This is a genomic window from Chryseobacterium suipulveris (genome assembly GCF_022811685.1).
In the GTDB taxonomy this organism is placed as follows: Bacteria; Bacteroidota; Bacteroidia; order Flavobacteriales; family Weeksellaceae; genus Kaistella; species Kaistella suipulveris.
Genome location: NZ_CP094532.1, coordinates 1,129,996 through 1,144,863, shown reverse-complemented (window position 1 = coordinate 1,144,863; position 14,868 = coordinate 1,129,996). Strand labels below are relative to the sequence as shown.

The window sequence follows — 14,868 nt, the reverse complement described above, 5'->3', positions numbered from 1 at the left end:
GTTCAGAATTGTGGGAATTGCTCACCAAAAAAATCATTGAAAACGTCAATTTATTTACTGATGAAATTATTCCACCGTTTCTTCCTCTCCCTCCTCTTTTTTCAAGTGAGAAAAATCCTCTGTCCGGATGAGCTTCACCGAATATAAAGTTTCAAGCAAAAGAGAAATCAGATAAGGAACGATGAACTGGATTTTGTAATTGGGAACTTCGCTTAGGTTCAGTTTTTTCATAATTAAAAACATCACCATCAGTTTAAACATTACCAATCCCATAAACGCAAAACCGATATAGGTCGGATAAATTTTCTTGATAATCGACAGAATGGTAATCACCATCATAAAAAGTACCGTGAGGAAAAGATAGTATTTAATGAAGGTCGTCTCGAAACCCACCTCCAGAAATTGCCAAATCCCGAAGTGGATGAAAAACATCAAGAAATAAAGGATAATATATAAGGTGTTATTTTTTATCTTCATTCTGTACATTTTTCAGTTGTTTCAATAAATTGTAGAAAGCGAGTCCCATCCCCAAAAAACCAATACCGACAGTCAACAGATTATTCTCGATCCCGAAATGGTCGTTCAGTTTTTTCCCGCCCCAGAAAGCGAGCCCCATCGTCGCGAGCATCTGGAACACAATTCCGGAATAAACCCCGTACTGACGCAGACTGTTCGCGGCGAATTTCTTTTCGTCTTCCGGTGTGAAACCGTCGTTATTTTGGTGGTTGTCTGGCATTTTTTTGTTTTTGCAAAAATAGGGAATATATTTTTTCCCCACCGTATTGATGCGATGTCTATAAAAATTAGAACGAAATAAAATCCACCACCCGTTCTTGTAATACATCAACAAAAGAATATCATCAAAATTCCCTATTTTTGCAAATCTTAAACAAAAAACAATGTTCAACAGTTTACAGGATAAATTAGACAAAGCCCTCCATAATATTTCCGGACGTGGGAAAATCACCGAAATCAACGTTGCAGAAACGGTTAAGGAAATCCGCCGAGCGTTGGTTGACGCCGATGTGAACTATAAAGTCGCCAAAGATTTAACCAAAAGAGTTCAGGATAAAGCATTGGGACAGAACGTTCTCACTTCGTTAACTCCGGGACAATTGATGACAAAAATCGTTCACGACGAACTCGTGGATTTGATGGGCGGAACACAGGAAGGAATCAACCTTTCCGGGAAACCAAGTGTGATTTTGATTGCAGGACTTCAAGGTTCGGGTAAGACGACTTTCTCCGGAAAACTCGCCAATTACTTAAAACAGAAAAGAAGCAAGAAACCCTTATTGGTTGCTTGTGACGTTTACAGACCGGCCGCAATCGACCAGCTGAAAATCTTAGGCGAACAAACCGGAATCCCAGTTTATACCGAACCGGGCGCAACAAACCCTTCTGTAATTGCTGAAAACGCGGTGAAGTTTGCCAAAGAAAACAACCACGATGTAGTGATCGTCGATACAGCGGGACGTTTGGCGATTGATGAGCAGATGATGAACGAGATTAAATCCGTGCATTATTTCATCAAGCCGAATGAAACCCTTTTCGTTGTGGATTCCATGACGGGACAAGACGCGGTAAACACGGCGAAAGCGTTCAACGAAGCACTGAATTTCGATGGAGTTGTTTTAACCAAATTAGATGGTGATACTCGTGGTGGTGCTGCTTTAACGATTCGTTCCGTTGTGGAGAAACCAATCAAGTTTATTTCGACAGGCGAAAAAATGGAGGCACTCGATCTGTTCTACCCCGAAAGAATGGCGGATAGAATCTTGGGAATGGGTGATGTAGTTTCCCTTGTAGAAAGAGCTCAGGAACAGTTCGACGAAGAAGAGGCAAAGAAACTCCACAAGAAAATTGCTAAGAACGAATTCGGATTCGACGACTTCTTGAAGCAAATCAACCAGATCAAGAAAATGGGGAATATGAAGGATTTGATGGGGATGATTCCTGGAGTTGGCAAAGCGATTAAAGATGTAGACATTAACGACGACGCCTTTAAACATATCGAAGCCATCATCCACTCGATGACGCCGGATGAAAGAAGACGCCCATCAATTATCAATACCCAAAGAAAAAACAGAATCGCGAAAGGTTCCGGAAGAAAAATCGAGGATGTGAACCAACTGATGAAGCAGTTTGAACAGATGGGAAAAATGATGAAGATGATGCAGGGACCGCAAGGAAAACAGATGATGGAAATGATGAGCAAAGGAATGCCGAAAATGCCTGGAATGGGCGGAAACCTGTTTGGACGATAAGGCAAAGTACGAAATACGAATTACGAATTACGAATACAAAAATTCCCGGATCGAGAATGATTCGGGAATTTTTTTTAATTTCTTCTGAGGGTTTAGAATTTGTAGGTGATACCGAATTTTCCTCCGTTGAAGAGATCACCTGCGTTCGCTTCAGCGTTCAACGCAAAATTGTTGGTGATAAAATATCTTCCTCCAACCTGTGCAGAAATTGCTACATTTGATTTGTAGGGCTCAGCAAAATTATTGTTTTTGTCCTTCCAAGTAAAAGTATTGAAACCGATTGTTGGACCCGCGTAAAAATCCCAGTTATTAGGAATTCCGATCAAGGAGTTGAAGTGGTAGTTTCCGTTGATACCGATTCCGAACCATCTGCCGTTCCAGTTATTGCCGTAATCTTTCCCACCGAATCTTGCTTCCGCACCCAAAGTAATGTCTTTATGGATTCCGTAGTCAAAACCTGCGTACAGACCTACGTTATCGGAATAATGACTTGGTAGCGCAACACCTGCGTTCAGTTGAAATTCACCTTTCTGTGCTCTTTGCCCAAAACTTACTGCAGAAACAAGAAGCGCTGCAGCCAAAATCGCATTTTTCATAATTTTATTTTTTTAATGTTGTTAATATTTTTTAACATACAAAATCTAAACCATTACGAAATATCCCGAATCAAAAACGATTCGGGAATCCTATCAGTTCAGTCGTAAACCAAGTCCGACATTGAAAAGGTTGAAATGCAGTTTTTGTCCTGAAGGTGGACTGTTGAGCGCATTATTCAGTTGGAAAGCGTATCTGCCTTCGATAAACAATCCCTTTACCAGATCCGCTCCCAAACCGACTGCGACTCCGAAATTGGTCTTGTTCATCGTTGCAGGAACCTGTCCGGTGCGGAACGCAAACTGTGGACCTACCTGTACATTAACTTTAGGAACGAAGTAAAATTTCATCATCACCGGAATCTGAACATAAGAATCCTTGTTGATCCTCACATAATTTACTGCCGGCTGAAGCGCGAATGCTCCCAAACCGATCTCCGTAAAAAGCCCTGCATAATAACCCGCCGTCAAGTCATCATATTTGTCCGAAACCGTTGCGGAAGCGAAACCGCCATTGATCCCGAATTTAACCTGCGCATTAGAAAAACCGAACGCAATCAACATCCCCAGAAAGAAGATTTTTTTCATAGCAAGAGTTTAATTTTTGGCTAAAGATAATAAAAATCCCGAATCGGTGGGATTCGGGATGGATTTATCTCAAATGAGTTAATTACTTCAAAAATAAAGAAAAACCTAAATTTGCACCTATAGTACCAACTTGAGTAGTAACATCGACTCCACTATAGTTTTTCTTGCTTGTAAACTGATTATAACCTACTCCTAAATCAATTCCTACAGTTTGGTTAATCAAATAAACCAAACCTCCTTTTGCTTTCCATGCAAACCCGCTTTCTGAGTCTGATACGGATTGATTATTATATGTGCCAGATTGTGTCACAGATCCATATCCAACTCCTGCGCCAACATAAGGAATAATATTACCTGCATTGCGGAAATAATAAGTTCCTGTAGGCATGACTGTAAAAGATGAAACAGTATCTTTGGTGTTTCCCTGCTTTGAGGTAATTGAAGTGACACCCAGATCCACACCAACAGCTAATTTGTCAATTACAAAATAACCTACGGATGGCGTAACTGTTATAGTACTAACTGTAGGTCCATCTGCTGATTGACCACCACCGCTGTACTTTGTAGAAACACTGTTAAACCCTAAAGTTGTAGAACCACCTATTACCCAAGATCCTTTCTCGGTTTGAGCGTTCATCACTCCAAAAAGTGCCAAAGCACCTGCTAAAAATAATTTTTTCATGATTAAAAATATTTAAATTGTGCAACAAATATAAAATTTATTTTTTAATTAATAAATTATTAACAAAATTTATAAAAGATTTTACGCAAGACATCTTTAATACTAAAATAAATTACGTTATGTAGCTCAATGTGGAAATGTTAGTAACTACTCGTCGCGCATTCTTTTTTCCTCTTTATTATAGGCAAGGATGATTTTCTTAACAACTGGGTGTCTCACTACGTCTTCCTCTGTTAAGTGCACGAATCCGATTTCGGCGACATCCTTTAAAATCCGCATCGCCTCCCTTAATCCAGATTTCTGCTTCATCGGCAAATCGACTTGACTTGGATCTCCGGTGATGATGAATTTGGCATTCATCCCCATTCTGGTGAGAAACATCTTCATTTGAGAATGGGTGGTGTTCTGGGCCTCATCTAAAATTACAAATGCTTCATCCAAAGTTCTTCCGCGCATAAAAGCAAGCGGGGCGACTTCGATCACCCTTTTCTCAATGAAACCTTCGAGTTTCTCGTGGGGAATCATATCGCGCAAAGCATCGTAAAGCGGCTGTAAATATGGATCAAGCTTCTCTTTGAGATCTCCTGGAAGGAAACCGAGACTCTCCCCTGCTTCCACAGCGGGTCTTGTAAGAATAATTCGCTTTACTTCTTTCTCCTTCAAAGCTCGCACAGCAAGTGCGACACTGGTATAGGTTTTCCCGGTTCCGGCAGGACCAATCGCGAAAACCATGTCCTTTTTCTCGCTTTCCTTCACCAGCTTTTTCAGATTGGTGGTTTTCGCTTTGATAACTTTACCGTTCACTCCTTTGACGATGATGTCCTGATCGAAGACCAGCTGCTTTTCCTGCTCGTCTTTAATGTTCAGGATGTTTTCGATATCTTTCAGCGTGATGTTGTTATTTTTGGAAATGAAATTCACGATATCGTCAAGCTTATTCTTCAGAATATCCAATACTTCTTGGTTTCCCATGGCGAAGATGAAATGATCCCTTCCCGTAATTTTCAGTGTGGGAAAACTTGATTTCAGCAGGTTAAAGAATTGGTTGTTGACTCCGTAGAAAATTTTGGCATCGATGCCCGTGATTTCGTAATTCAGTTCGAACATTTATTTTTTTATTGTTTTAATTGTTCTAAAAGTATCAAATTTATTTTGAATTTCGGGTTTTACTTTTCCACATTAAGATAAAAATAATTTTTTGGCTTAAATTTGCGCTATCCTAATTTTCTTCATGCCCGTTATTACCCTTACATCAGATTATGGATTAGTCGATCACCGAGTTGCCTCGATCAAAGGCAAGATCCTGAGTTTGAAGGAAGATGCAAGAATTATAGATATCTCGCATGAAATCCAGGCGTACAACCTTATGCAGACCGCGTATATTGTAAGAAACGCGTACCCTTTCTTTCCTGAAGGAACGGTGCACATCATTTCTGTTGACAGCTTTTTCCGGAAAGAAAGAAAATGCATCCTCTATAAAGCGGACGGACATTACTTCATTGCGGCAGACAACGGCGTTCTGAGCTTGATTTTCTTTGACCAGAAACCTGAAGCGATGTACGAAATCACCTTCAACAACCGTTTTGACGACGAGGTCAATTTCACCTCCATCGATATTTTTGCTCCCGTTGCTGTACACCTCCAGAACGGTGGCTTGCCTGAAGTAATCGGCAGAAAATTTAAGAATCCAAAACAGCTTTCATTCCCAAAACCGGTATTTAATGAGAGTGAAAAAATGATTATCGGCGAAATACTCTATATCGACAACTTTGGGAATGTGGTTTCAAACATTAGCAAAAAATTCCTGGAGCAAAACGGATTGGTTCTTGAAAACTTTATCCTGAAATTCAGGAATCTGGCTTTGACAAAAATCTATGACCGATACACCGATGTAGTAAGCGACTGGGAAAACGAGCATGAATACCACGGAAAATCGGCTGCGATCTTCAACGCGGCGGGATTGCTCGAACTGACCATTTACAAAGGCAATATTCTGAGCGGTGCCAAAACTTTGCTCGGCATGAATATCGGCGAAAATATCTTTATCGAATTTCAATAAAAAATACCGGCTCTTGTGAACCGGTATCTCTATTTATCTTAACCTTTATTTTATTACTTTTTTCACTGCTGTTTCAGAAGTCGTCATCACTGAAATGATATAATTTCCTCTCGGGAAAGCGGACAGATCGATTCTTGCCTCTACCGCGTTGATATCGCCCTGTTTTTTAACCATTTTCCCCGAAGAATCAAACACTTCATAAAAAAGAATTCTCTGTTTAGAGGTTACTTTAAACTGTCCTTTTGAATCAGATTTTACGATATTAATGGAGGAAGAAACAGAATTTTCTCCGGTCGCCAAATTAAGACAATCGAAAGTCGCCTTCCAACCCGCCATATTTAATCCTGGATCGGAAACAAACTTCACGGTTATCGCCCCTGTTGAATGAGTCGAAATAAAAGGACCAGGAATCGTATTCCCGCTGAGCTGACTTCCATTAGCAAATTTCGGTGAAGCCGTACTTGGACCATTGTACACATCCATAAAATCATAATCTGCCTCAGTTGCGAACTGGGTAAATGTCATTTTCATTACCGAAGCCGAATTCGAAGGATAAAAGGTTTTGATCAAAGTTTCTGTATCGCCATAATTTCCTGCTTCGCCTCCTGTATCAGTAAAGATCACACCAGCATTACACCAGATTGTATCGGTAAGCACGAGTTGTTCGTACGCAAAAGCTTCCGGTCCGGAACAGTCGGTACCAACCTTGACATTATAATAAGTATTGGGTTGAAGATTCGTAATATTAATCACTTTGTTAGTTGTAGTTCCGTTTGAAATGACAGTGCCGTCCATTTTCAGAACCCTGTATTTCCAGTTGGTTCCAGCAGGATCCACAATGGTTACGGTTGCAGAATTTTGTCCGATATTCGTCATCTCCAAAGCAGAAATAGTGGATGCGCAAGAAGTAATACAATCGGTTCCGAGACAACCTTTGGAATTGATCGTATTTCTGATCAAAGCTCCTGGTTGCGCTCCAAAACCATTGGCAAAGTTAATCCCCACTGAAGATACAAGATGGCAGTAACTCATAATTGTTCCACCGTTTGTAGGCAGTGGAGCGTTACAGCCCTCGTTGTTTCCGGAAGCCGGACCGCAACCGTCGATAGCGGTATTGTTTCCGTTCCACGCACATGCATGTGTATGCGGCGAACCGAGGTTGTGCCCAATTTCGTGAGTCATCGCTTCGATATTCCACGAATAGGTTGGAACATTCTCGTAATTAAAGTTTACACCGGAATAAGAATATTTGTAGGCAGAGCAAAGTGCATTAACCCACGCAATACTTGTAGTTGCTGGATTTCGGAGCAGCTGTGCAACGTCTCCATTAAAACTTGTTCGATAATTTCTGAACTGGTTAAGTATCTGCGAAGGCGAACCGGAAAACGGATCTGTCGTCGTCCATACAAAAACCTCGCTCAAAGCCACGGTGATTCCGTCGTTCGCATATAGTGTTGAAATATTGTTGTGCATTGCAGTTACCCAGTTTGCTGCAGTAGTAACGTTTGAACCATTCTGGGTATATGGACCATAACCCGCTTCGTAATAAATCCGGACACAGTTATCTGTTTTCTTTGAAGAAACAGCACCGGGATCAAAAGAAATATGGTTGGCCTTATTTTCGGGAAGCTCATCAGCACTGCATGAAAAAGGATTCTCTCCTTTCAATTTTTGGTCATTGTAGGAAACGTAATCATTGGAATTTTTTGCTTTTCCTAACACGATATTCCCCACATTTTTTACAGAAGCTACACCATAAGCTCCTTCCTGGAAGAAACTGAAAGCAGCCACAGATTCATAATCCCCTTTAACAATCCCATGGTAATAAACTCCCGGCGAATAATTAGCATAACCTTTATCTGTATTCACCTTAAAATCATGGGTGAAGATATCGCTCTTTACCAATTCTAAATGGATGGTTTCTCCTTCAAAGGGGAAACTAATTTCCATGGCATCCGGTCTTTCAGAAATTAATCGCTGAATTTCAGCTTGTTGAATATTCAAAACCGTCACTCCTTCCGCGGCTTTATTATATTGCGCTTTTTTTAGCGGTGAGAGGTCTTCTGTAAAGAGATCATATCTAACAAATGATTTCTTATCATTTGTTGCATTTTGCACTTTTTGTGCAATTGGTTTCAGATTCTGAGAAAAGACAAGATTCACAAAAATGAAAACAAAGAACAATTGTAGAGTTTTTTTCATGATGAATAGATTTAGCACCTACAAAAAAAGTAAAAATAAATGAGAATCTACTGCTAATTCAACATTTTAACAATATCGCCAAACCTGTTCAAAATAAAAAAGCCGGTTCTGAAATAGAACCGGCCTGAAATTAATCTCTATGATTATTTAATCACTTTCTTGCTAACAGTTGCATTAGCTGTTTTTACCTGAACAAGGTAAGTTCCTGCAGGAAGTTTCGATAAGTCGAGGATTTCTTTGGAAGAACTCAACTGGTTTGAAACCGAGACAGATTTACCTGAAGAATCAAATACCTGGTAAGAAAGAATCTTGTCTTTGGAGCTAATGGTAAACGTTCCTTTAGTTGTATTCGGATAGATATTTACATCATTCATCGCCGAAGACTCTTTTGTTCCCAAAGTAATACACTCAAAATTTCCTTTCCAACCGGTTTGATTACCCGATCCGTTAGAGATAAATCTTACGGTAATCGCACCTGTAGCGTGAGTTGACTGGTAAGGACCTGGAATTGTAGTACCACTTTGTGTAGCAGGACCCGGGAACCTTGGTGATGCAACACTTGGCCCGTTATAAACAATCATGTAATCGCTTGCCGGCTCAGTATTAAACTCTGTAAAAGTAAGTTTAAGTTTATCCGTTGGATTGTTTGGGTAGAAAGTCTTAACCCAGTTTTCACCGTCAGTATAGTTTCCAGTTTCACCACCAGAATCGGTAAATAAAGTTCCTGAGCACCAATCTGCATCTGTGAAGATCAGCTGTCTGAACTGGTAAGCTTCCGGACCTGTACATTCAGGACCAATAGACAGGAAGTAGAAGGAACCAGGCGTTAGGTTGGTCAAATTCAAAACTTTGTTGGTAGTAACTGCAGATGTAATTACAGTTCCATCGGTTTTTGACAATACGTATCTCCAGCTTGTACCGGTTGCGTCTGAAATGGTTGCAGTTGCAGAATTTGTTGTAACCGAGTTTACAGTAAGTCCAGTGGCAGTAACCGCACATGGATTAACACAGTCGGTACCCAAACATGCACTTGAATTGATTCTGCTTCTGATTAAAGCTCCCGGTTGTGGACCAAAGCCATTCAAGAAATTCACACCAACCGATGAAACCAAGTGACAGTAGCTCATGATTGTTCCACCTTTTGCTGGTAAAGGCGCGGTACATCCTTCATCGGCACCTGCAGCGGGTCCACAACCATCGATCGCAGTATTGTTACCGTTCCATCTACAGGCATGAGTGTGAGGCGATCCTAAGTTGTGCCCCATTTCATGAGCCATCGCCATAATGTTCCAGGAATAAGTCGGTACGTTTGAATAAAATTGATTTACCCCTGAATAAGAGTGGTTAGAACCTGTACAAAGTGTATCAAGATAGGCGATACTTGTAGTTGCAGGATTTCTTACCAACTGACCGATATCACCGTTGAAAGTAGGCCTTGTTGAACGGAACTGCGCAAGAATCTGATTAGGTTGTCCTGTATAAGGGTCTGTTGTAGTCCAAACCATTACATTGCTAAGTGACATTGTCATTCCGTCATTCGCATATAGTGTCGAAATATTATTATGCATTGCGGTTACCCAGTTGGTTGTAGTAGTAACGTTAGATCCGTTCTGCGTATAGGGACCGTAACCCACTTCATAATATACTCTCACACAGTTGGTGGTCATGGCGGCAGTCATGGTTTCCGGATCAAAAGATGGAGCCGCGGTTTTGTTTTCTGGAAGATCGTCTGCACCACATGCAAATGGATTGGTTCCCTTCAGTTTAAAATCGTTGTAAGAAACATAGTCATCAGAATTATTTGCTTTTCCTAAAACTACGTTCCCCACGTCTTTGATGGAAGTAACTCCCATTACTTGGTCTTTGAAGAAACTAATTGCAACAAGCGATTCGTAGTCTCCTTTTACGATTCCATAATAATAAACTCCCGGGGTATAGTTAGCCGCTCCTTTGTCGGTAGTCACACTAAAATCATTGGTAAGGAAATTATTTCTCACCAATTCCAAGGTAAGATTTTGCCCTTCAAACGGGAAACTCATTTCAAGAGCTTCCGGTCTTTCGGTGTTGATTCTCTGCACCTCGGATTTGTTCAGCTGCATCACCGTAATATCTTCAGCCGCAGCTTTGTACATCGCCTGCTTTTGGCTGGAACGGTCTGCAGTAAAAAGGTCATACTTTACAAACGTTTTCTTTGCTGTTTGCGAATTTTTTACTTTTTGCGCCACCGGCTTTAAATTCTGCGAAAACCCTGCAGAAAAAATTGCCAAAGTGAAACACAATTGGAAAATTCTCTTCATAATACTTAAATATTTAATAAAATTTTTCGATTGACAAAAAAACTAAAAAAAAACGAGATAATGTCCAAACTTAAACATTTTAACATAATTAAAAGAATTTTATAGTAACGCCTTTTCCCATATCCTAAAAATCTTTAATTATCTTTGCACCTAAATTATTCAGATGCTTTACACCATCACCAAAGCAATCCACATTATTTTTATGGTCAGTTATTTCGCGGGAATCTTCTATCTCGTGCGGCTTTTTGTGTACTATAAAGATACTGATAATTTTGACGAAAACAAGGCGAAAATTCTTCGTGAGCAATACGTGTTTATGTCGCGAAGACTTTGGAACATCATCATTATTCCTGCAGGAGTTATAATGCTTTTGAGCGGTTTGGTGATGATCTTTCTAAATTTCGGATTGATGAAAATGCCCTGGTTTTACCTGAAACTCACGTTTCTTGTCGCACTGGCTTTTTACCACTACTGGTGCTGGAAGAAAGTCCTGCAGCTCAAAAAACTGGAAGGTGGCATATTGCCGATCAGAAACATCAAACTGCGGCAGCAGAACGAAATCGCAACCTTCATCCTCTTCCTCGTCGTTTTCACGGTCATTCTGAAATCGATGGTGATCGAGTATTGGTGGCAATTAATCACGGGATTTGTCGTTTTGGTAATTCTAATTATGATGACGGTGAAGCTGGTGAATAAGAATAGAAGCTCATAACACAAAGAATTCGAAAGATCCACGGAGTTACAAAGATTTTGTTTTTGAGGACACTTCGCTTTAAAAGGTTTGATCAAAACGTTGCCCTTAAACAAGCGACGCGCCTTTGAGGCCGAAAAACTTTGAGAATTTTGTGAAAATCCTTCGGGAACTTTGTGATCAAAAAAAACCATGACCGAAAACGAATTATCAAACATTATTATTGGATGCGCTATTGAAGTGCACCGAAATTTAGGACCAGGTTTACTGAAATCGGCTTATCAAGAATGTCTGCTTTACGAATTGGACCTCAATGGAATAAGCGCAAGACGAGAAGTAGTATTGCCGATTGTTTACAAAGGTAAGATTATCGACAAAGGATATAGGATTGATATCATCGTTGAAGAAAAAGTGGTAATTGAACTAAAAACTGTCGAAGACATTAAAGAAAACCATATCGCGCAAACCCTTACATATTTAAAATTTGGAAACTTTAAGCTGGGACTGATTTTTAATTTCAATGAATCCGTCTTAAAAAATGGAATAAAAAGAGTAATTAGATAAATGATCGCAATACTAAAAAAAGAACTTTGGAGCTATTTCGGGAACTGGAGTGCGTGGATCATCATCGCGGCTTTCAGCTTGATCGGTACGCTGTTTCTGTTTTTCTTCGAAAACGACTCCAACATATTTGAAATCGGCACCGCAAGTTTGCAGAGTTACTTTGTGCTTGTTCCCTGGCTTATGATGTTCATTATTCCCGCCATTTCCATGAGAACTTTGGCGGAGGAACAACAAAGCGGCACCCTCAACTGGCTTTTTTCGCAACCTCTGAAAATCTCCGAAATCATTCTCGGTAAGTTCCTTTCCGTTTGGATTATTGGGATTCTGTGTCTGCTTCCATCGCTGGTTTATCTTTACACGGTTTATGTTTTGGGAGTTCCGCAGGGAAATATCGACTTGGGTGCAACTTTTGGCAGCTATTTCGGCTTGATGGTTTTAACTGCGGCTTTTTCGGCGGTAGGAATTTTGGCATCTTCGCTTTCCCAGAACCAGATTATGGCGTATTTGCTCGGTGTTTTTCTTTGTTTCATCTTCTATTTCGGAATTGAGCAACTTGCAAGCTACAAACTCTTGGGCGGAGCAGATTATGTTTTGGCAAACCTCGGTTTCTACCAGCATTTCCTCGGATTTACCCGTGGATTGATCGACACGAGAGACGTTTCCTATTTTCTTTTGGTCATCGGAATCTGCCTTTTTTTGGCTAAAATTTTTGTAGAAAAGAAAAAGTAATTTCAAAGATGAAGAAGAACATAGTTTTATTTATAGTCACTGCGGTTATCCTGTTAATGGGCATTTTCGGAATTTTTTCGAAACGGTTCGATCTTACGCAGGAAAAAAGATACACGCTTTCAAACTCGACCATAAAAATCCTGGAATCGGTGAAAAAACCTCTGGAAGTGGATGTTTACCTTGAAGGCGATTTCCCGGCAAGTTTCAGGCAGCTGCAGAATGAGACCAAATTTATGCTTGAAGAATTCAGGAAGGTCAACCCGAAAATCGACTTTAAATTAATCGATCCGATCAAGACGAAAATGTCGAAAGACACTTTGGCGGCGATGGGAATGCAGCCCTCGATCCTTCCCGATATGAAGGACGGGAAAATCTCGGAAATCGTGATGTTTCCTTACGCTACTTTGAAATATAATTCTTACGGAACTTCCATACCTTTAATCATCAACCAAAGTGGAATCGACGCATCGGAACAGCTCAGCAAATCCATCGAAAATCTGGAATATAACTTTGCCTCCAAGATCAAATCGATTACAGAGGAACATAAAAAGAACATCGGTGTACTCATCAACCACGACGAACTGGGTCCCGATCATTTTCAGGGTTTCATGGAAATGGCACTCGACAATTACAATGCAGGTCCAATCATTCCCGAAAACGGAACGGAGCTCACCACGGCTGATTTTCCGAAGTTGAAGAAAATGGACGCGCTCGTCATCGCAAAACCCAGAAAACCATTTAGCAACAACGAAAAAGTGATCCTTGACCAATATATTATGAACGGCGGGAAAACCTTGTGGATGATCGATGCGGTGAATGCCGAAATGGACACGCTGTTCCAGTCCAAAAAAATTATGGCATATCCGATGGATACGAATTTGGGCGACTTTTTCTTTAATTATGGTTTAAGGATTAATGCAGGTTTGGTGAAGGATATGAAGAAATCCGCGCTCATCAGAATTGTTTCTGGTGAAATTGCAGGAAACCCTCAATACAGCTCGTTTCTTTGGCCCTACTTCCCTCTCGGAATTGCGGAAAGCAAAAATCCCATTACCAAAAATATCAATCCTGTAAAATTCGAATTCCCAACTTCCATCGACACTTTGGGCAGAAAAGGAATCAAAACCAACGTACTGTTCGAATCCAGCGAAAGAACCAATATCAAACAGGTTCCGAATTATGTCGCGTTAGCTGAAATCGTTCGCACCGACTCATTGAGTGAATTCGACAAACCGACTGCTCCGAAAATCTTCGCGGTAAGTTTACAGGGTAAATTCACTTCCGCTTATTCACAGCGAAGCGAGAGAAACTCTTTCCCCAACTTCAAAGCTCAAAGTCCAGAAAATAAAATGATCGTCATTGCAGACGGCGATATTGGTCGAAACCAAATTTTTAAAGGAAATGCGCTTCCTCTCGGTGAAGATTTGCTCACCAAACAGCGGTACGGCAACGAACAGTTCCTGAGAAACGCCCTCGATTTCCTGCTCGACGATTCTAACTTGATGGAATTGAGAAACCGAAATATCGAGGCACGACTTCTCGACCGACAAAGAATCGACGAGGAGAAAACCAACTGGCAATGGTTCAATTTACTTTTACCATTGGGTATTATCGGAATTTTAGGAGGTCTTTTCTTTTGGTTGAGAAAACGGAGATTCGGCGGCTGAAATTCCCCTCCATTGGAGGGGTGTCTTCAACTTCGTTGAAGACGGGGTGGTTTGGAGCATTGACTTTCACACGTCTTTAATAAAATCCTCGTACTCCCAGAAAAACCTTTCGAAGCCGTCCATTTTTTCGACAAAGAATTCGAAGATTTCCTGCCATGTATTTTTGTTGTAGAGGGAGACGTTTTCTTTGGTCACCCAAATTCTTGAGATTACTTTTCCGTTTTCAAGCGGGTAATGTTCTTCTTTGTGGAAGTCGCCGATTTCCTCCTTCAGCATTTCTTCGAGCGACCAGATTTTCTCGTAATACGCGTTTCGGTAGATTTCGTCCTTCATCTCAATGTCGATGGAAACTTCCGCTTTTTTGTTGTCCGCAGAAAATTTGAAAGAAAAATCCTTGATCTTGGTATCATACAAAATCCACTTCCTCGGAAAACTCTTTCCGAAGGCAGTCCAAAACTCAGTTTTTAAAAGTTGGGCTTCCTGTTTGGAGAACATTAAGAAAGTTTGAGGTTTGACGTTTTAAGTTTCA

At 40.6% G+C, this 14,868-nt stretch carries 15 protein-coding genes; 6 read left to right on the top strand and 9 right to left on the bottom strand.

The window, feature by feature from the left end:
* Positions 1 to 66: 66 nt before the first annotated feature.
* Together MTP09_RS05330 and MTP09_RS05325 are read right to left on the bottom strand one after the other, a co-directional pair.
* On the bottom strand, positions 67 to 477 hold the full coding sequence (locus MTP09_RS05330; protein WP_243551003.1) for a hypothetical protein: 411 nt from the start codon (positions 475 to 477) through the stop codon (positions 67 to 69).
* Positions 461 to 736 (bottom strand): AtpZ/AtpI family protein, encoded by a 276-nt coding sequence (locus tag MTP09_RS05325; protein WP_243551002.1) that lies wholly within the window; start codon positions 734 to 736, stop codon positions 461 to 463. Before MTP09_RS05325 ends, MTP09_RS05330 begins: the two co-directional genes overlap by 17 nt.
* Positions 737 to 899: 163 nt before the next feature.
* Here MTP09_RS05325 and ffh point away from each other — a divergent pair, with 163 nt between their 5' ends.
* Entirely contained in the window at positions 900 to 2,267 is a 1,368-nt protein-coding gene (gene ffh, locus MTP09_RS05320) for a signal recognition particle protein (RefSeq protein ID WP_243551001.1), read from the top strand.
* A gap of 92 nt (positions 2,268 to 2,359) precedes the next feature.
* Here ffh and MTP09_RS05315 read toward each other — a convergent pair whose 3' ends face one another.
* The 4 genes from MTP09_RS05315 to MTP09_RS05300 all read right to left on the bottom strand — a co-directional run bounded on the left by MTP09_RS05315 (position 2,360) and on the right by MTP09_RS05300 (position 5,237).
* The gene (locus tag MTP09_RS05315; protein ID WP_243551000.1) at positions 2,360 to 2,863 is read right to left on the bottom strand and encodes an outer membrane beta-barrel protein; all 504 of its coding nucleotides are present in this window, start codon (positions 2,861 to 2,863) and stop codon (positions 2,360 to 2,362) included.
* 93 nt (positions 2,864 to 2,956) lie between these two features.
* Positions 2,957 to 3,448 carry an outer membrane beta-barrel protein gene (locus MTP09_RS05310; RefSeq protein ID WP_243550999.1) on the bottom strand — a complete coding sequence of 164 codons (492 nt, stop codon included), beginning with the start codon at positions 3,446 to 3,448 and terminating at the stop codon, positions 2,957 to 2,959.
* Between the two features lie 82 nt (positions 3,449 to 3,530).
* On the bottom strand, positions 3,531 to 4,130 hold the full coding sequence (locus MTP09_RS05305) for an OmpW family outer membrane protein (RefSeq protein ID WP_243550997.1): 600 nt from the start codon (positions 4,128 to 4,130) through the stop codon (positions 3,531 to 3,533).
* Between the two features lie 147 nt (positions 4,131 to 4,277).
* Positions 4,278 to 5,237, bottom strand: coding sequence for a PhoH family protein (locus MTP09_RS05300; RefSeq protein ID WP_243550996.1), 960 nt, complete (start codon positions 5,235 to 5,237; stop codon positions 4,278 to 4,280).
* A 124-nt stretch (positions 5,238 to 5,361) separates the two neighbouring features.
* Between MTP09_RS05300 and MTP09_RS05295 the strand changes: the two genes are divergently transcribed.
* The gene (locus MTP09_RS05295) at positions 5,362 to 6,189 is read left to right on the top strand and encodes an SAM hydrolase/SAM-dependent halogenase family protein (RefSeq protein ID WP_243550995.1); all 828 of its coding nucleotides are present in this window, start codon (positions 5,362 to 5,364) and stop codon (positions 6,187 to 6,189) included.
* Between the two features lie 45 nt (positions 6,190 to 6,234).
* Here MTP09_RS05295 and MTP09_RS05290 read toward each other — a convergent pair whose 3' ends face one another.
* The gene (locus MTP09_RS05290; RefSeq protein WP_243550993.1) at positions 6,235 to 8,391 is read right to left on the bottom strand and encodes a M12 family metallo-peptidase; all 2,157 of its coding nucleotides are present in this window, start codon (positions 8,389 to 8,391) and stop codon (positions 6,235 to 6,237) included.
* A gap of 143 nt (positions 8,392 to 8,534) precedes the next feature.
* Complete coding sequence (locus MTP09_RS05285) at positions 8,535 to 10,688, bottom strand: M12 family metallo-peptidase (protein WP_243550992.1); 2,154 nt, start codon at positions 10,686 to 10,688, stop codon at positions 8,535 to 8,537.
* 163 nt (positions 10,689 to 10,851) lie between these two features.
* On the opposite strand from MTP09_RS05285, the gene MTP09_RS05280 reads away from it, so the two are divergent.
* The 4 genes from MTP09_RS05280 to gldG all read left to right on the top strand — a co-directional run bounded on the left by MTP09_RS05280 (position 10,852) and on the right by gldG (position 14,339).
* On the top strand, positions 10,852 to 11,400 hold the full coding sequence (locus MTP09_RS05280) for a CopD family protein (protein ID WP_243550990.1): 549 nt from the start codon (positions 10,852 to 10,854) through the stop codon (positions 11,398 to 11,400).
* 171 nt (positions 11,401 to 11,571) lie between these two features.
* Entirely contained in the window at positions 11,572 to 11,943 is a 372-nt protein-coding gene (locus MTP09_RS05275) for a GxxExxY protein (RefSeq protein WP_243550989.1), read from the top strand.
* Positions 11,944 to 12,672 carry an ABC transporter permease subunit gene (locus MTP09_RS05270; protein ID WP_243550988.1) on the top strand — a complete coding sequence of 243 codons (729 nt, stop codon included), beginning with the start codon at positions 11,944 to 11,946 and terminating at the stop codon, positions 12,670 to 12,672.
* 8 nt (positions 12,673 to 12,680) lie between these two features.
* Positions 12,681 to 14,339, top strand: coding sequence for a gliding motility-associated ABC transporter substrate-binding protein GldG (gene gldG / locus MTP09_RS05265; RefSeq protein ID WP_243550987.1), 1,659 nt, complete (start codon positions 12,681 to 12,683; stop codon positions 14,337 to 14,339).
* A 66-nt stretch (positions 14,340 to 14,405) separates the two neighbouring features.
* On the opposite strand, the gene MTP09_RS05260 is transcribed toward gldG, so the two are convergent.
* Positions 14,406 to 14,834, bottom strand: a complete 429-nt coding sequence (locus MTP09_RS05260; protein ID WP_243550986.1) for a DUF4268 domain-containing protein — start codon at positions 14,832 to 14,834, stop codon at positions 14,406 to 14,408.
* Between the last annotated feature and the right edge of the window lie 34 nt (positions 14,835 to 14,868).